Source organism: Virgibacillus subterraneus (assembly GCF_900110695.1).
In the GTDB taxonomy this organism is placed as follows: domain Bacteria; phylum Bacillota; class Bacilli; order Bacillales; family Amphibacillaceae; genus Lentibacillus; species Lentibacillus subterraneus.
Window position 1 is genome coordinate 223,214 of sequence record NZ_FOEH01000004.1, and the last position, 17,481, is coordinate 240,694.

General features: G+C 36.8%; 17 protein-coding genes and 1 other annotated feature. All 17 genes read right to left on the minus strand.

Going from position 1 to position 17,481, the window contains the following annotated elements; genetic code table 11:
• Positions 1–8: 8 nt before the first annotated feature.
• Positions 9–1,391: a solute carrier family 23 protein gene (locus BMY13_RS12925; RefSeq protein ID WP_092505091.1), complete on the minus strand. Its 1,383-nt coding sequence runs from the start codon at positions 1,389–1,391 to the stop codon at positions 9–11.
• A 158-nt stretch (positions 1,392–1,549) separates the two neighbouring features.
• A complete protein-coding gene (gene pyrR, locus BMY13_RS12930; protein WP_092493243.1) occupies positions 1,550–2,092 on the minus strand; it encodes a bifunctional pyr operon transcriptional regulator/uracil phosphoribosyltransferase PyrR in 543 nt (180 codons plus the stop codon).
• A 242-nt stretch (positions 2,093–2,334) separates the two neighbouring features.
• Positions 2,335–3,243 (minus strand): RluA family pseudouridine synthase, encoded by a 909-nt coding sequence (locus BMY13_RS12935; protein WP_092493020.1) that lies wholly within the window; start codon positions 3,241–3,243, stop codon positions 2,335–2,337.
• Positions 3,240–3,710: a signal peptidase II gene (gene lspA, locus BMY13_RS12940; protein WP_092493021.1), complete on the minus strand. Its 471-nt coding sequence runs from the start codon at positions 3,708–3,710 to the stop codon at positions 3,240–3,242. Before lspA ends, BMY13_RS12935 begins: the two co-directional genes overlap by 4 nt.
• 201 nt (positions 3,711–3,911) lie before the next feature.
• Positions 3,912–6,668: an isoleucine--tRNA ligase gene (gene ileS / locus BMY13_RS12945; RefSeq protein ID WP_092505093.1), complete on the minus strand. Its 2,757-nt coding sequence runs from the start codon at positions 6,666–6,668 to the stop codon at positions 3,912–3,914.
• A gap of 55 nt (positions 6,669–6,723) precedes the next feature.
• Positions 6,724–6,949: a binding site (T-box leader), on the minus strand.
• Positions 6,950–7,010: 61 nt separating this feature from the next.
• Entirely contained in the window at positions 7,011–7,517 is a 507-nt protein-coding gene (locus BMY13_RS12950) for a DivIVA domain-containing protein (RefSeq protein ID WP_092493023.1), read from the minus strand.
• Positions 7,518–7,626: 109 nt separating this feature from the next.
• Positions 7,627–8,403 (minus strand): YlmH family RNA-binding protein, encoded by a 777-nt coding sequence (locus BMY13_RS12955; protein WP_092505095.1) that lies wholly within the window; start codon positions 8,401–8,403, stop codon positions 7,627–7,629.
• Positions 8,404–8,414: 11 nt separating this feature from the next.
• Positions 8,415–8,690 (minus strand): YggT family protein, encoded by a 276-nt coding sequence (locus BMY13_RS12960; RefSeq protein WP_092493025.1) that lies wholly within the window; start codon positions 8,688–8,690, stop codon positions 8,415–8,417.
• A gap of 6 nt (positions 8,691–8,696) precedes the next feature.
• On the minus strand, positions 8,697–9,131 hold the full coding sequence (locus BMY13_RS12965) for a cell division protein SepF (protein WP_092505097.1): 435 nt from the start codon (positions 9,129–9,131) through the stop codon (positions 8,697–8,699).
• Positions 9,132–9,143: 12 nt separating this feature from the next.
• On the minus strand, positions 9,144–9,821 hold the full coding sequence (locus BMY13_RS12970) for a YggS family pyridoxal phosphate-dependent enzyme (RefSeq protein ID WP_175476799.1): 678 nt from the start codon (positions 9,819–9,821) through the stop codon (positions 9,144–9,146).
• 27 nt (positions 9,822–9,848) lie between these two features.
• The gene (gene pgeF, locus BMY13_RS12975) at positions 9,849–10,658 is read right to left on the minus strand and encodes a peptidoglycan editing factor PgeF (RefSeq protein WP_092505099.1); all 810 of its coding nucleotides are present in this window, start codon (positions 10,656–10,658) and stop codon (positions 9,849–9,851) included.
• Between the two features lie 53 nt (positions 10,659–10,711).
• A complete protein-coding gene (locus tag BMY13_RS12980; RefSeq protein WP_342729073.1) occupies positions 10,712–10,987 on the minus strand; it encodes a YlmC/YmxH family sporulation protein in 276 nt (91 codons plus the stop codon).
• A gap of 495 nt (positions 10,988–11,482) precedes the next feature.
• On the minus strand, positions 11,483–12,262 hold the full coding sequence (sigG, locus tag BMY13_RS12985) for an RNA polymerase sporulation sigma factor SigG (protein WP_092493029.1): 780 nt from the start codon (positions 12,260–12,262) through the stop codon (positions 11,483–11,485).
• Between the two features lie 124 nt (positions 12,263–12,386).
• Positions 12,387–13,106 carry an RNA polymerase sporulation sigma factor SigE gene (gene sigE, locus BMY13_RS12990; protein ID WP_092493030.1) on the minus strand — a complete coding sequence of 240 codons (720 nt, stop codon included), beginning with the start codon at positions 13,104–13,106 and terminating at the stop codon, positions 12,387–12,389.
• Between the two features lie 67 nt (positions 13,107–13,173).
• The gene (gene spoIIGA / locus BMY13_RS12995; RefSeq protein ID WP_092493031.1) at positions 13,174–14,094 is read right to left on the minus strand and encodes a sigma-E processing peptidase SpoIIGA; all 921 of its coding nucleotides are present in this window, start codon (positions 14,092–14,094) and stop codon (positions 13,174–13,176) included.
• Positions 14,095–14,544: 450 nt separating this feature from the next.
• The gene (gene ftsZ / locus BMY13_RS13000; protein WP_092493032.1) at positions 14,545–15,678 is read right to left on the minus strand and encodes a cell division protein FtsZ; all 1,134 of its coding nucleotides are present in this window, start codon (positions 15,676–15,678) and stop codon (positions 14,545–14,547) included.
• Between the two features lie 137 nt (positions 15,679–15,815).
• Positions 15,816–17,099, minus strand: a complete 1,284-nt coding sequence (gene ftsA, locus BMY13_RS13005) for a cell division protein FtsA (RefSeq protein WP_092493033.1) — start codon at positions 17,097–17,099, stop codon at positions 15,816–15,818.
• Positions 17,100–17,481 lie beyond the last annotated feature (382 nt).

A 17,481-nucleotide genomic window follows, 5' to 3' on the forward strand; every position in this document is an offset into this window, starting at 1 on the left:
CTCCTTTTCTAAGCCACATGTTCTTTATTTTCGGATACATCAGTATCATCAAACATGGTTCCATTACCATAGCCGCTTTCTTTTCCAGGTAACAAAAGGTTTAACGTAACACCAATTAGAGCTGATAATGCCATACCTGCAATCTGCAGATTTTCTGTAACCTGTATGAAAGCACCACCAATTCCAATCACGAGAATCACTGATGAGATAATCAGATTACGTTTATCACTTAAATCAATTTGGTTATCAATAAGCATACGCAATCCATTTGATGCAATAATTCCAAACAAGAGAATCGATACCCCACCCATTACAGCTGAAGGGATAGAACTTATTGTTGCGGTGATAATCCCAGTAAATCCAAAGAACAATGCGAGGACTGCCGCTCCTCCTATGACAAAAACACTGAATACACGAGTAATTGACAAAACCCCAATATTTTCACCGTATGTTGTATTCGGAGGGCCACCAAGAAATGAAGCAATTATCGTTGCCACACCATCACCAAGGATAGAACGGTGAAGACCTGGCTTCTTGATGAAATTATTGCCGACAACTTTTGATAACACCATCTGATCGCCAATATGCTCTGCAATTGTTACTAGTGCAACAGGAACCATTATAAGAATAATCTCGCCACTTAGTACTTCAAAAGGTGAATAGTTAACAAACGGAATAATAAAATCCGGTTTTTGAAAGATTGCTGTGAAAAATTCTCCAATCGAACCTGCAGAAGTAATTTCTGCCCATTCAGCCTTGATTTCTGAAGTATCAACAATTCCTTGGAAGATAGAGAAAATATATCCAAATACAATGCCAATTAGAATTGGAATAAGTCCAAAAAATCCTCTAAGAAAAATGGAAGCAATAATTGTTACAGTAAGTGTTACTAGTGCTACCAGAAAGTGTGTACTGCTATATACTTGCTCATCTATTCCTGGAACATACATCGCCATATCAATAGCAGTTGAAGCTAGTCCTAGCCCAATCACAATGATGACTGGTCCAACGACAATTGGTGGCAGAATGCGCATCAGCCAATCCAGTCCCAGCAACCGGATGAATAACGCAACCAAACCATATACAATTCCGGCAAGAAAGCTACCAACCATTGCACCTTCGACTCCACCTGAAGCAGTAGCTCCAATAATAGGTGCGATAAATGCAAAGCTTGACCCAAGATATGCTGGAATTTTCCCTTTTGTAATCAGCAGATATGCCAGCGTTCCAAGTCCACTTGAAACTAATGCTACTGCCGGAGATAACCCTGTAAGAAATGGAACGAGGATGGTTGCTCCGAACATTGCAAATAAATGCTGCAGACTTAAAATAAGCCATTTTTGTGGTTTAGGTACTTCATTAACATTCAAAGCTACTTTTTCTTGTTTCATCTTCCATTCCTCCATTTGTTGGTTTTTAGTTAAAAACTGCCATTAAAAAACCTCTTTGCATAAGGTCGCAAAGAGGTATACGTGTAGTTACAATAAAATACACGTGTTCTCAGGGCAACCTTTTAAATCTCGCTGGATTTAGTTAAAGGTCTCATTATTTACTTTTCGTATATACTTACTTCGTCGTGGTTATCTTCTTCATGTAAGTTTACTACGATAATCTCTTTATCTGATGTTGGTATGTTCTTACCAACATAATCAGCTCGTATAGGCAATTCTCTGTGTCCACGGTCAATTAATACACCTAGCTGTATCTGCGTGGGTCTGCCGACATCCATTACGGCATCCATAGCTGCTCTGACTGTTCTGCCTGTAAATAACACATCATCAATTAATATTACTTTTTTCCCATTAAAGTCGACGTCAATATTGGTTTCCTTTAATTCAGGATCATGATTAGTTGTTGCTTTTTCTAAATCATCACGATACAACGTTATATCCAACTCACCAATTGGAACATTAATTCCCTCGATTTGATTTATCTTTTCCTGTAATCGTTTCGCAATGGGAATTCCTCTTGTTTTAATCCCTACTAAAAGTAAATTTTCCCCACCTTTATTTTTTTCAACAATTTCATGGGCGATTCTAGTTAGGGCTCTGTTCATTGCTGACTGATCCAGTACTTCCGTTTTTTTGTTCACTGCTGCACCTCTTTCTGTTTGAAAACTTGGCCTATCACCAAACCTTAGTTGCATTTATGCGTAAAAAAGGTTTTATACCTTCTTAGCCGCTAAAAAATCCCTTTTCTCCATAAGGAAAAAAGGGATTTAGATATACGTATCTCTACATACTTAATACGTTCCGCTTCCTTCTTCGCCTCACTGGACTCTGTTAAAGGATCTTTTATTCATTTGATTAATTATTACAAACCAGCTTCAATCTGTCAATACATTTTCTCCATTTGTGACAGTAATTCCTTGAAATAAGCTGGTGCTTCCTCCTCAAAAAATAGCCATTCATTTGTTCTCGGATGCTTAAAACCCAGTGATTTAGCATGCAATACCTGTCCATTTGTCTCCAACGTTTTTCTCCGTCCATATTTAGGATCACCAACAATTGGAAAATCTATATATTTCATGTGTACACGTATTTGATGAGTACGGCCTGTTTCCAGCTGGCATTCTACATGTGTGAAATTTTCAAATCGTCGTATAACCCTAAAATGGGTAACTGCTGGTTTACCACTATCTACAACACCCATTTTCTGCCTATCATTTTTGTCTCTGCCAATTGGGGCATCAATTAACCCTGTTTCATGTTCAATAACACCATGAACAACTGCTTCGTACTTTCGCTCAATATCTTTTGTGGCCATCTGTTCTGACAGATTTGTATGTGCGAGATCGCTTTTAGCAACCACTAGAAGTCCACTGGTGTCTTTATCAATCCGATGGACAATGCCTGGCCGTTCTACACCATTAATCCCAGATAAATCGTCACAGTGATAAAGTAACGCATTTACCAATGTGCCATTTTGGTGGCCAGCGGATGGGTGCACTACCATTCCTTTGGGTTTGTTAACAACAAGCAAGTCACTATCCTCATAAACTATCCGTAGTGGAATGTTTTCAGGTTTTATGTTTAATGGTTCTGGTTCAGGAATCGTCCATCTAATCTCATCCGCAGTTTGACATTTATAGTTGGGTTTTATAATTTCGCCATTTACTAATACAAGTTCATTGGTAATCCATGATTGGACCTGTGAACGGGACTCGCTAACCAAATTCGATAACAGCTTATCTATTCTTATTTTGTTTTCAGTTTCTAATACGATGTGTTGGTTTAAAGTCATTTTTGATTTTTTCCTTTCTTCTTTTCATCGATGAATGTTGCAATAAGCACAAGAATCACACCAACTACTAAGGCCGAATCTGCTATATTAAATATTGGATAGTCATATCCAACTAGGTTGAAGTCAAAAAAGTCGACAACTTCTTTTCGAAAAAGGCGGTCTATAAAGTTACCAATTGCACCACCTAAAATAAAACTTAAGGATATAGCCAATAACTTACTATCCTTTGCATATTTTTCCATGTAATAAACAACACCAATGATCACAATTACAGTAACGATATAGAAAAAAATCATTTGCCCTTGCAATATTCCCCATGCTGCACCACTATTTCGATGTGATGTTAGGTAGAAAAAATTCTCAATCACAGTTATTTGTTCCCCAATTTCCATTGTTTTTATAATGGCCCACTTTGATAGTTGGTCAACGGCTATAATAACAAGTGCAATTATGTAATATAAAAACATTTCATTTCCCCCAATTTTCATTTAGAAGACTTGGCTTATCACCAAGCCTTAATGACGAGCGCCTTAACTACTATGTAGTAAGAAAGTAGTTATACTATCTTATCTGCAAACAAACTATTACTTTTGCATTTTACCATAGATATAGCAAAAGCGCCTCTTCCTTGAAAAAATTCAAAAGGAACAGGCGCTCTTAAAATCAAATTATGCACTATAGTGTTCTTTCACTATATCTGCACATCGTGTACATAACTCTGGGTGATCTTTATCTTCACCAACAGTTTCTGAAGCAGTCCAGCAGCGTTCGCATTTCTCTCCGGGATGCTTTTCAACTGCTATATCAACGTAACGGTATTCAGAAGCATCAGCTGATTTTTCTGCAACAACAGCTTCGGAAACAATAAACAGTTGATGAACATTAAAGATTTCCTCTAATACTTCTTTAGTTTTCGGATCTTTTGGAACTAAGGTAATTCTGGCTTCAAGCGACTTACCAATAGTCTTTTCATTTCGAGCATCTTCTAATGCTTTTAGGACATCATCACGAACTTTCATGAAGTGATCCCATTTATCCTGGGAATTTTCAAAGTCAGTAATTTTTCTTGGTTCTGGAATATCCGTAAGTTGAACACTTTCTTCTTCTACCCCAGGAATATATTCCCATACTTCATCTGTTGTATGTGGAATAATTGGCGTCAGTAATTTAACAAGTGTTGTTAAGATTTCATAGTATCCTGTTTGAATACTTCTCCGACGCTTATTATCTTGTGCCTCGATATATAGGACATCTTTTGCGAAATCCAAATAAAACGAGCTTAAATCAACCGCACAGAAATTATGAATTTGTGAAAAGATTGGTGAGTACTCAAACTTTTCATAATTTGCACGAACATTTGAGACTAAGTTTTGCAAACGATGAACCATATAGCGATCCACTTCTTCCATTTCACTTTCAGGGACAGCATCCTTTGCTGGATCAAAGTCTGACAGATTCGCCAGCATAAAGCGAATCGTATTTCTAATTTTACGATAAGCCTCAGAAATTTGTTTCAAGATTTCCTGTGAGATTCTAACATCTGCTTGATAGTCAACAGATGATACCCATAAACGCAAGATATCAGCACCTAATTGTTTCTGAACCTTAGATGGAACCATAACATTTCCTAATGATTTACTCATCTTTCTCCCATTGCCATCAAGCACAAATCCATGACTGATAATATTTTCATATGGCGCTTTACCTGTCACCGCAACAGAAGTTGATAGTGACGAGTTGAACCAGCCACGATATTGGTCACTGCCCTCCAGATAAACATCTGCTGGACGACGGTGATCCTCCCGCCCTACAAGGACTGCTTCATGAGATGAGCCTGAATCGAACCATACATCCATAATATCCGTTTCCTTGGTAAACTTACCGTTTGGACTATGTTCTGAAGTGTAGCCTTTAGGCAATAGGTCTTTAGCTTCCCACTCAAACCATACGTTCGAACCATGTTCTGCAAATACCTGTGAAACATGTTCAATCGTTTCATCGGTAATAATTGGTGTGTTATCCTCCCCATAAAATACTGGAATTGGAACACCCCATGTACGTTGACGTGAAATACACCAATCTTCGCGGTCACGAACCATGTTATGAAGACGTGTTTCCCCCCATGACGGATACCAATTAATCCGATTAATCTCATCCAAAATATTTTGGCGGAAATCTTTTATGGATGCAAACCATTGTGAGGTAGCACGGAAGATTGTTGGCTTTTTCGTACGCCAATCATGTGGGTATGAATGCGTAATAAATGTAAGCTTCAATAACGCACCAACCTCTTCAAGCCTTTCCGTAATCGGCTTGTTCGCCTGATCATAGAATAATCCTTCAAATCCTGGAGCCTCATTGGTGAAAACACCTTTATCATCAACTGGAGACAGAGCATCCAGTCCATAAGACCTCGATACATAAAAGTCATCTTCACCATGACCTGGAGCTGTGTGGACACAACCAGTACCTGCATCTGTAGTAACGTGGTCACCAAGCATGATAAGTGAATCACGTTCATAAAATGGATGCTTTGTAACAACTTTATCTGCTTTCTCGCCTTTAAATGTTTTAACTACCTCTGGATTTTCCCATTCCAATTCTTCGGTTACCGTTTCTACTAAGTCGGAAGCAATAATATATTTTTCATTATTAACAGCAACAACGGAATACTCAAGATCTGGATGTAAACTAATTCCAAGATTGGCCGGAATAGTCCAGGGTGTAGTAGTCCAAATGATGAATTTGTCTCCAGCATCAAGTACGCCTTTTCCATCGGTTACATCGAATGAGACATAAATGGATGGTGAACGTTTATCATGATATTCAATCTCTGCTTCAGCTAATGCTGATTCTGACGATGGTGACCAATACACAGGTTTAAGTCCTTTATAAATATACCCCTTTTTAGCCATATCACCGAAAACTCTGATTTGTGCTGCCTCATAATCTTTAGTAAGCGTGATATACGGGTTATCCCAATCACCCCGTACACCTAATTGTTTAAATTGTGTACGTTGATTATCAAGTTGCCCCATTGCGTATTCAGCACATTTTTGTCTGAAATCAGCAATACTCATTTCCTTACGCTTAATTTTTTTCTTTTTTGTCAGTGCAGTTTCAATAGGAAGTCCATGTGTATCCCAGCCAGGCACATATGGAGCATGATATCCAGTCATTGATTTATAGCGTGTAATAAAATCCTTTAATATTTTATTTAGTGCGTGACCAATATGCAAATCACCATTTGCGTATGGAGGGCCATCATGCAAAATAAATGATGGACGTCCTTCTGTTCTTTTTTGTACTTTTTCGTATAGTTTTTTATCATCCCACGCTTTTTGGCGCTCTGGTTCTTTATTCGGCAAATTTCCGCGCATTGGGAATTCGGTTTTTGGCATTAGCAATGTATCTTTATACTCCACTTGTTCATCCTCCTATACATTTCAATTTAATTAAAAAAAGCCCTCAAACATCCCCAAAAGGGACGAGAAGACTCGCGGTACCACCCTTATAAATTTAAAATAATGCATATTTTAAATTCACTCGATATTCGTAACGTGAACAGACGCCCATTTCTACTTTAGTTGAATTCAAAATGGGTACTCAAGAGTGATTTTCTGAAGTATTACTGTATCAGGCTTCCACCGGTTCCCGACTCGCTAAACAGCAATTACATTCATACTGCCTCTATCATCGTAGTTTTCATTTGCATATAACATTTGTGTATAATGAATTATATGTAAAATTCCATAAAACGTCAAGGCTTATGATTCTTTATCTGCAGCAGCCTCAAGCTCTCCGCCAAACTCTGCGTCGAACAATTCTTCCCAGTCATCTGTACCTATCATTTCTAATTGAGCCTCAACAAGCATTTTTAAACGGGTTCGGAATACTTTAGCTTGTTTTTTTAACTCTTCAACATCCATTGATATACGGCGGGATTTATTAAGGGCTTCATTAATAATGCGATCAGCGTTTTTCTCAGCTTCTTTAATAATTAATTTGGATTCTTTAGTAGCGTTCCCTTTAACTTCTTCCGCTGTTTCCTGAGCAACCAAAATGGATTTATTTAATGTTGTCTCAATATTGGTAAAATGACCAAGCTTTTCATTTAACTGCTCAACTTTTTCTGTTAAATCTTTTTTCTCACGAATTGCCATCTCATAATCTTTTATTACCTGATCCAGAAATTCATTGACCTCATCTTCATCATATCCACGAAAACTTCTTGTAAACTCTTTATTGTGAATATCTAATGGTGTTAATGACACGTAGGCCACCTCCTTAAAAATTTTAACCCAATTATATATTAAAATAAATAAAATCCTATATTACGTCTTTATTCGACATAAAATTAAATTATCCTTCAAATAATCGAAATTAATTTAAAATAGCAGTAGTAATTCTGTGTTTATCTTTTTTTGTAAGCCCATTAATGCGAATAAGCTTACTTCTGCCCTTACCTCTCAAAGAAAGCATATCTCCTTCAGCAAGCATAAACTTCCCATCGTCAACTACTCTGAAATTAACTTTCACATAACGCTTAGCAATAAATTCTGAAGCATCTTTTCTGGAAATGTTGTAAATTGCCTTTAGAACGGCATCTAACCTCAATGCTGACACTGTCTGTTCTGTTTCTATCCACTCTGTTTCCTTTTTAATAATTGATGTCATCGGCTTTTCTACAAGCTTAATTGTTGCCTTCTTGATCGCTGTAAGATTTGCAAATACATATGCAGCTATTTCGTCCGCCACCACGATTTGAATCGTTCCATTATCAACGGTTATATCACCAAGTTTTTTTCGTTTGATCCCTAAAGATAAAAATGCCCCCATGACATCTCCGTGCGTTAAAGTGACAAATTTTTCATGATAAGATGCTTGCATTAGTATGAGCTGAAAGGATTCATCAGTCACTTCTTCATAGAATGGTGCAATAATAGCACGCTTTCTCTCTGCGAATTCGCTGCCACCATTCTGATAAAGTTTCAATTCTTCATTGCTCGTCCCAATTAACATAGCAACAATTTGTTGTTCCCTGGGATCGAGAAAATCGGTTACCTTGTGCTGAAATGTTTTCTCAACTTGATCTATCCAGGACAATACATTATCTATAAATGGGTGCTCTTCTTTTCTGAAATGCTGATAAATATCCACGTTTATCTACCTTAAAACCAACCCATTAGCATATTGAATAATACAGGTAACCCATATGCTCGTGCGAAGAACAATACAAAAATCCCTACAATTGGTGATAAATCAATCATTCCAAGTGGTGGTATAATCTTTCGAAAAGGTTCCAGATACGGTTCACAAATCTTTGTCAGAAAACTACCAAACGCAGATTCCCGAGCTCCTGGAAACCATGACATAAAAATATAAATAATTAAAGCATAACTATAAATCTCAAGTGCATAAAATAATACCATATAAATTGATTCCATTAATGCCTACCATCCTTTTTCAAATTCGTCATCTTCAACAAATGATTCTGTAATTGTTCCCGACACATCTACATTCTCAGGGGTACATAGGAATGTTTGTGCACCTAATTTTTGTATATCACCACTAACGGCATATACTGTTCCACTTAAGAAATCAACAATACGTTTTGCCTGCTCATGATCAACACGTTGTAAATTTATAACTACCGCTCGTCTATTAACAACATTGTCTGCTATTTCCTGTGCTTCATTATAATTTCGTGGCTCAGACAATACTACTTTAGATGACGGTTGTTGCATACTAGCCAGGTTAACTACATTTTGATTCTTTCGTTTCTGATTACCAGCATCATCTGGAACATTCTCTTCTGGTTGTTCCTCAAAGTATTCGTACTCGTCATCCATTGTAAAAAAAGTCTTAATCTTATTCTTCATACTCATTATTTCACCCCGCTATTTGAAAGATCCAACTAATTTTGAACCAATTCGTATATGTGTTGCCCCTTCTTCAATGGCAAGTTGATAATCATTACTCATACCCATAGATAAATACTTACAAGGGGCATGAGCAAGTTGCTCACTCCTAACTTCATCCCTCAATGAAGTAAGTTTTTTAAAAATGTCACGTAAGAATTCTTGGTTTTCCATATGTGGAGCCATTGTCATTAGACCTACTACCCTAATATTCTCAAAAATTGCCAACGAAGAAATAAATGAAAGAACATTTTCAGGACTAAGACCATGTTTGGATTCTTCACCACTTACATTTACTTGAACAAAACAGTCCATTGGGGTTGTCGCGCGTTTGTTAATTTCCTTCGCAAGCGACTTGCGATCCAATGAATGAATCGCATCCACTTTATCAATTATTTCTTTTACTTTTCGTGATTGTAATGTACCGATAAAGTGCCAAGAGGCTTGATCTTGTATGTAATTATATTTTTCCAGAAAACCTTCCAGCCGATTTTCGCCAAGATTTTTAATTCCAGCGTTTATCGTTTCTTCTGTTCGCTCTATTGTAACATATTTCGTGACGCCAATAATGGTTATTTCGTCGGGATTTCGATTACTTTTCTCGCATGCTTGTCTAATATTGCTTTTTATTTCATTCAGATTTGTTACTACTTCCATTATTACCATTGCTCCTTCCAAGTATAATCATGTTGCATAGCCAATATACCCTAGCATTCTACCTGTTTTACCATGATCACGTCGATGTGAAAAAAATAACTCATTATCACTGAATGTGCAATATTTTGTAACCTCTATATTATGACGAAGAACCCCTTGTTGTAAAAGGATTTCGACATTTAATTGCTTTAAGTCCAATAAATAGCGATTATTTTCTTTTGGAATGACAGTTTTTCCAATGTAACTATCTGGTATTTGTCCAATAACCTTTTCATCAACCTCGTAAACCTCTTGAGATATACATGGTCCTATTGTAACTAGAAGGTTATCTGTGTTTACTCCAACTGACTTAAACATATCCACCATTTTTTCACTTATACCGTGGACTGTCCCTTTCCACCCTGCGTGTGCTATACCTATATAACCCGTTTCCGGATCGAAAAAATACAATGGAACGCAATCAGCAAAAAACGCAGTGCACAATATACCAGCGCGATTTGTTATAAGGCCATCAATGTCATTTAATGAAGACTGGTAAGATGCTGCACCCTTTCCTCTATCCTCTTCCTTAATAATGTGTACATTCGTGTGATGTGTTTGTTCCCCGGAAACCCATGACTCTAAAGGTATATTTATCTCCTTAGCTAAAGTCTGTCTATTCGCTAAAACATCTTCCTGATTATCAGGTACGTGCAAACCAAGGTTTAACGTATTAAACGGGGATTGGCTCTGTCCGCCATTACGAGTTGTAAAACCAACTTTTAAATTCTTATTTAATGTCTGCCATTTATCAATTTGCAAATAAGCTTCTTCGTTATGCTGGAAGGTATCAGCCATATTAGTACCTCCTTGATATAGTATGTTAGCACTATCTTATCATAATTTCTCCATCATTCGATAAGCTTTTGTTCTGGATAGAGGGTTGGAGTATTCACGTCCCTTATTAGAATAACGTCTGAGCCAATCGTTTCAATATTGTACCATGGTATTACCAGCTCTCCAGGTTTCCCAAATAATCCTGCTTTTTTATCTTTCGCAATAATAATTAATGCTGTGATTTTACCGTTGTCTCCATTAATTTCTAAATCCGAAATATGCCCAAGCCTTCTGCCATCATTAATGACGATAACCTCTTTAATTTGAAGATCGGTTAACTTTATCATCATGACTCACCTGCCTTAATAATGATATATATGCAAAGAATTAGCAAAAAAAACTTGAAAGTTAGAGCAAAATTAAATTTCCTTCTATTTATACAATCGAATTTAGATTAGAAAAAGTAGCATGAAAAATAAAAATGTATTTATAACTTCGCTTATCACCAAGCTTGTATAGCGAATTCCTTAGTTGCACTTATGCATAAAAAGGGATTTATACTTTCTTGACTGCAAAAAAAGACACCAAACACAGTTGGCTTGGCGTCTGAATATATATAAAAGTAACTTTTAGCAAGTCAATCCTTACGTCTCTATTTTCAAAGTACGTGCTAGTACAGTTGTTAGCCCAAAACTGATTAGTTTTAAAATGTAACGGCGCTGCTTCCACTTCTGATCAGACTAGCTCCGTGGGCTAGTGACTCATGACGTAAGCAATAGTCACTTGAGTGCTCTACTGACTTTTGTTTCGCATGTCATCACTGACCAAACCCGCTTCGCTTTTCATCATTCAAACATTTGTTTGTTCATTTGGGAAATAGCTGCTTTTTCCAGGCGTGATACTTGTGCCTGTGATATTCCGATTTCATCTGCTACTTCCATTTGTGTTTTTCCTTGGAAAAAACGTTTATTTAAGATCATTTTTTCTCGCTCATTTAAACGGTACATTCCTTCTTTCAACGATAGCTTATCAACCCACATTGAGTCCTTATCCGAATCATCGCTGATCTGATCCATTACATATATAGGATCACCACCATCATTGTAAATTGGTTCGAATAAGGAAACCGGATCTTGTATGGCATCCATCGCAAAGACAATATCTGAATGAGGGATACCCATTTCCTCAGCAATTTCCATAGGAGTTGGCTCTTTTGAAGATTCACTAATTAACTTCTCCCTCACCTGTAATGCTTTATAGGCTATATCACGTAATGATCTAGAAACTCTAATCGGATTATTATCACGCAAATACCGTCTGATCTCACCAATAATCATCGGAACAGCATACGTGGAAAACCTAACATTATGTCCTAAATCAAAATTATCAATTGATTTCATAAGTCCAATACAACCTACTTGGAACAGATCATCAACGTACTCTCCACGATTATTAAATCGCTGAATCACACTTAATACGAGCCGTAAATTTCCATTAACAAGTTCCTCTCTCGCTGATATGTCGCCTTCCTGCATTTTTTTGAACAACTTGCGCATTTCGTCATTCTTTAGTACAGGTAACTTAGATGTATCAACACCACAAATCTCAACTTTATGTCTAGTCATTCTGTTCTACCCTCCCGGATTGGAGATGCTGTTCATGGACAGTATCTCCCCGTAGAGGATTTTTTATGCAAAGTTATTCAGTACAAAAATGGTCTAAATACACCTAATTTCTTGCCGCAGTATGTCAGACCATTTTATTGAATTCTTTTTGTAAGCGTCTAATAATTTTTTTCTCTAAACGGGAAATATAAGACTGAGAAATACCTAACATATCGGCGACATCTTTTTGTGTTTTTTCTTCTTGACCTACTAAACCAAAGCGAAGCTCCATAATTTGTTTCTCTCGAGCATTCAATTGTGATAGGGCATTTTTTAATAAAGATTTATCCACATTTGTTTCTATATCCCTTGTAATTATATCTTCATCTGTGCCTAAGATATCTGATAACCTTAATTCATTACCATCCCAGTCTATGTTAAGTGGTTCATCAAACGAAATTTCAGATTTTAATTTATTATTTCTTCGTAAGTACATTAGTATCTCATTCTCAATACACCTTGATGCATATGTTGCTAACTTGATTTTCTTTTCTGGATTAAATGTATTGACAGCTTTTATTAAGCCGATTGTTCCTATACTAATCAAATCCTCAATATTTATACCGGTATTTTCAAACTTTCGTGCGATATATACAACCAAGCGAAGATTTCGTTCGATCAGCACTGCTCTGGCGGATTTATCACCTTTTGGCAGTAATTCAAGTAATTCTCGCTCTTCATCTTTTGATAATGGTGGAGGTAGTGCTTCACTCCCACCAATATAATAGATTTCGTCTGTTTTAAATCCGAGCTTAAATAAAAAATTGTACCACCATAAACGCATTCGCAATTTCCATAATTTCAAATTAAGACGCTCCTTTTAGCATTTATTTCATAATAATTAACGGGAATAGCTAACTTTGCAGAATATTTTATGCAGAATTAGCAGTTGCCATCTTTACAATTTGAGGATGTAATAGACAATGGTATGATTGATCCTTTGTCAAATCGGCAAATTGAATACCAATTAAGATTTTATGAGTAACAATCTTCTGGTCGTTATAAAAAATCACTATATTGTCGGGCTTAATAGCCATCATAAATGATCGATTACCTTCAACACCCTGAAAAGGGATAATATTAATACGGTTTTCCCAATCTTTTGGTAGCTTTTCAAAATCTAACTCATCATGAGCAACCTTCAACATTTCCCATTCAACTGAACTAAACCATTGTTTTAAAAAATGCTCATCACATATAATGACAGGTTTCTTTGTAAAAGGGTCTACAAGCTGGTTGCCGCTATCAATATATCCTGTAGTTGATTTACTTGTATTTCCAATTTGAATAGTTATAGGGCAAAGTTGATCATATCGAATCTTCTCTACTGCATGCTTGTCCATACGACCTTTGGTGAATATCCAGACTAATGGGAATCCAATAACGATAAATAACCAGCTAATCGGATCACCGTAGCCACTATTAAAAGTCAGAATACCATTTGCAGACAAACCAACCGGATTTTGAAGTAAAAAGTGAATCCCTATTAATCCACCCCCTATGGCAAATGTCGTAAAGTAAAATAGAAGAAGCAATTTTATCATTCGATAGATTGACCGAAATTGAAATGCACATAATATAATAATTATCGAATAAATCAGCTTTCCTATTACACTAGTAAAGAATGAATTCGGATAAAAAATAGATAACGGAACTAATAACGAAGCAATAAACGCACCAAAAATAATTCGAACCTTTTGTGTGCTGTCTTTTGCCAGGGCTTGAGTAAGCATTAAAAGCATCAAGTCCAAGAAGAAATTTAATAGCCAGACAGCATCAAGATAAATGGTCACTTCCTTCTTCCTTTCACCTTACTCGAATACCTTATTTAGAAGTATAGTTTGTTTAGCTAGCGAAGTCTGTCACTTCTTGTATGCAAAAATGTGCTAATTTTAACTACTTATCGGAGACTTTGTCGTCTTAAATGAGAGTAAAGGCGCAAGCGCCCATGTAGCAATGTACGGAATGCGCCCTTCGCATCGCGGATGGGTCGACGTTACCGTATAATCCGGTGGTGTTAGAAGATCTTCCTTTATTTCTTATCGTAGACACGGAGAGGAAGTTCACTAGGTGCTGGACGACGAGAACGCCACGTCCTGTGGCTTCACCGGCACTAGTACGTCCTGTATGTCGAGACGTGGCTGATTCGGAAATCCAATTATCAACAGCAATTAAATTTTATCGTTTCCTAAACAACAAAAAAAGCAACCAGATAATGTCTGATTGCTTTTTGAAATTATTATTTATTTGTTGCGATTACGATTTCTTAAGAATGTAGGAATATCCAATTCGTCATCCTGTGAAGTAGGACGGCTTTGCTGATTTTGTGCCCTTTCTCTAGGCATTTCATCGGTAGATTTGGACGCAGCATGTTGGTTATGATTAATAACCGGGCGTTCTTTAGGCTGTTTATTTACTTTTTGGTTCTCATCAAAACCAGTAGCAATTACAGTTACTATAATCTCATCTTTCAGGTTCTCATTGATTACTGATCCAAAGATTACATTCACTTCGTCATCTGCAGCTGAGGTTACCAAATCTGCTGCTTCCTGAACTTCATACAAGCTTAAATTTGAACCACCTGTTATATTCATAAGAATACCGTGTGCCCCATCAATAGAGGTTTCCAGTAATGGTGAAGAGATAGCTTTTTTAGCTGCTTCAGGTGCACGGTTTTCTCCAGTAGCAACACCAATCCCCATTAACGCAGACCCTTTATCAAACATGATCGTTTTCACGTCAGCAAAGTCAACATTAATCAAGCCTGGTTTTGCAATTAAATCAGAGATACCTTGTACACCTTGTCGCAATACATTGTCAGCTTCACGGAATGCTTCTAGCATTGGAGTATTCTTATCAACAATTTCCAATAAACGGTCGTTCGGAATAACAATTAGAGTATCTACACTGCTTTTAAGTGAATCAATTCCAGTTACTGCTTGTGTAGATCTCCTTTTCCCTTCAAATGTAAAAGGACGGGTTACTACACCAACCGTTAATGCACCAAGTTCTTTCGCGATTTGCGCAATTACTGGTGCAGCACCAGTTCCAGTGCCTCCACCCATACCGGCTGTAACAAATATCATGTCAGCACCTTGCAATACTTCTTCTAACTGTTCTTTATTTTCTTCAGCGGCTTTTTTACCAACCTCAGGGTTTGCACCTGCACCAAGTCCGCGAGTCAGTTTTCCGCCGATTTGTAATTTTGTTTCTGCCATTGATAGATTTAAAGCTTGTGCGTCTGTATTAACGGCAATAAACTCAACACCTTCAACTCCATGTTCAATCATGCGGTTAACAGCGTTGCTTCCACCACCACCGACACCGATAACTTTTATTGTTGCTAGCTGATCCATATTCGTATCAAACTCTAACATATTTCCGTTCCTCCTAATATGCAAAATTACAAGAGTTCTAGAAGCTAATTTATATCCTAGGGTCCTAGAGTATTAATATATATAAACATTAGCAAGAGGCCAGTTACTATCTATCATCGAACTGTTCCGCCTAGTGTTTAGTCAAAAAAATACTTAAACAAATTAGCCATTCCAGATTCTTTTTTCTTTGTTTTTGTTGTTGTTTCATCTGTATTTGTTGATTTTTTTGTACGTTTGGGTTTAGATTCATCCTGATTTACTACTACAGACGGATATAGTTCTTTTCCTTGTATTTTCGCATTACGATAGGCAAATTGCAAGATTCCTACTCCAGCAGTAAACTGTGGCTCTCGTACACCTATGTAATCAGGGATAGCCATGCGTACATTTGACTGGAAAATATCCTGTGCAAGTTCTAGAACACCCGGCATCTTCATTGTACCACCTGTTAGTACATATCCTCCAGGTAGTTGTTGGTATCCCATACGTCTGATTTCACGTTCTGCATAAGCATATATTTCCGCCAATCTAGCTTCTATTATGTCAGCAATTTGCAACTGGTTATGCGTTTGTGTATTATTACTGCCAATAATAGATGCCTCAAACGTTTCTTCTTCTTTTGCATCATCGAAAAAAGCATGTCCATAATTTAATTTAATATCTTCTGCCTCTTCTGTTGAAGTTCTTAACCCAATGGACAAATCCTTGGTAATGTTGTCGCCGCCAAGTGGAACTACACTGGTAGATACCAAGTGTTCATTTTCAAATATCGAAACTGTCGAGCAACCTCCACCAACATCAATAAGTGTCACACCAAGATTTTTCTCATCTTTGGATAAAGCTACCGTTCCAGCCGAGAGTGGTTGTAAACAAATATCTGAAACCTGTAAATTAGCACGTTCCACACATTTTAAAATATTATGTAAAACTGTCTTGGAACAAGTAATAATTGTTCCCTCCATTTCCAGTCTTACGCCAATCATTCCTCTTGGATCTGTTATCTCATCTAAACCATCGACAACGAATTGTTTAGGAATTACATCGATAATCTCGCGTTCTGGTGGAATTGATATAACTTGAGCACCATCGATTACGCGTGAGATATCCTCATCACCAATCTCCCGGTTTTCACTCTGAACTGCTACAACTCCATGACATGGCTGTAATTGTATGTGATTCCCGTTAATACCTACTACTACACTATCAATTTGCATTCCAACCATTCGTTCCGCTTGTTCAACGGCATTTCGTATGGAATTTACGGTTTGATCAATATCAACTATTGCACCTTTTTTCATGCCATTCGATTTTGCTGTACCAACCCCAATGATATTAAGGGAGTCATTTAATACTTCTCCAATTATAACTTTGATTTTTGATGTACCTATGTCAAGACTCACTAGTACTTCACTGTTGTTCAAAGAAAGGCACCTCCTGATTCAGAAGCATCTGATTCAATCATTATTTCATCAGATGATTTCTCTTATTCCATTTTCTATTATTTGCAGTTAAGAATTTATAACTATTATTCTTACTGCATAAATGCAACTATGACTCTCACCATTAAAGCTTGTACTCCATAGTATAAGGGTTAAGAAAAGCAAAGTACGATTTTCATAAGAAACCCCTTTAACGAAAAGCCATGTTTCTAATTACACTATAATCTACTATTTTAAAGGAATATAACTAAAAAGAAAATATATATTAGTTAATTCAACAAAAAAGCTACTAAATCCTTCTATTTTATCGAGTTTTTATACTAATTTTTCCCAACTACCTTTCAATCAATTAAACATTTCAAAC

What these genes read in the sequence shown, in the direction of transcription:
- BMY13_RS12980 (WP_342729073.1), bottom strand. Translation starts at nt 10,987, where the DNA reads ATGATGATAAAGTTAACCGATCTTCAAATTAAAGAGGTTATCGTCATT.
- sigG (WP_092493029.1), bottom strand. Translation starts at nt 12,262, where the DNA reads ATGACTAGACATAAAGTTGAGATTTGTGGTGTTGATACATCTAAGTTA.
- lspA (WP_092493021.1), bottom strand. Translation starts at nt 3,710, where the DNA reads ATGTTTTTATATTACATAATTGCACTTGTTATTATAGCCGTTGACCAA.
- BMY13_RS12970 (WP_175476799.1), bottom strand. Translation starts at nt 9,821, where the DNA reads ATGGAAGTAGTAACAAATCTGAATGAAATAAAAAGCAATATTAGACAA.
- BMY13_RS12935 (WP_092493020.1), bottom strand. Translation starts at nt 3,243, where the DNA reads ATGACTTTAAACCAACACATCGTATTAGAAACTGAAAACAAAATAAGA.
- ftsZ (WP_092493032.1), bottom strand. Translation starts at nt 15,678, where the DNA reads ATGTTAGAGTTTGATACGAATATGGATCAGCTAGCAACAATAAAAGTT.
- BMY13_RS12925 (WP_092505091.1), bottom strand. Translation starts at nt 1,391, where the DNA reads ATGAAACAAGAAAAAGTAGCTTTGAATGTTAATGAAGTACCTAAACCA.
- pgeF (WP_092505099.1), bottom strand. Translation starts at nt 10,658, where the DNA reads ATGGCTGATACCTTCCAGCATAACGAAGAAGCTTATTTGCAAATTGAT.
- BMY13_RS12965 (WP_092505097.1), bottom strand. Translation starts at nt 9,131, where the DNA reads ATGAGTATGAAGAATAAGATTAAGACTTTTTTTACAATGGATGACGAG.
- BMY13_RS12960 (WP_092493025.1), bottom strand. Translation starts at nt 8,690, where the DNA reads ATGGAATCAATTTATATGGTATTATTTTATGCACTTGAGATTTATAGT.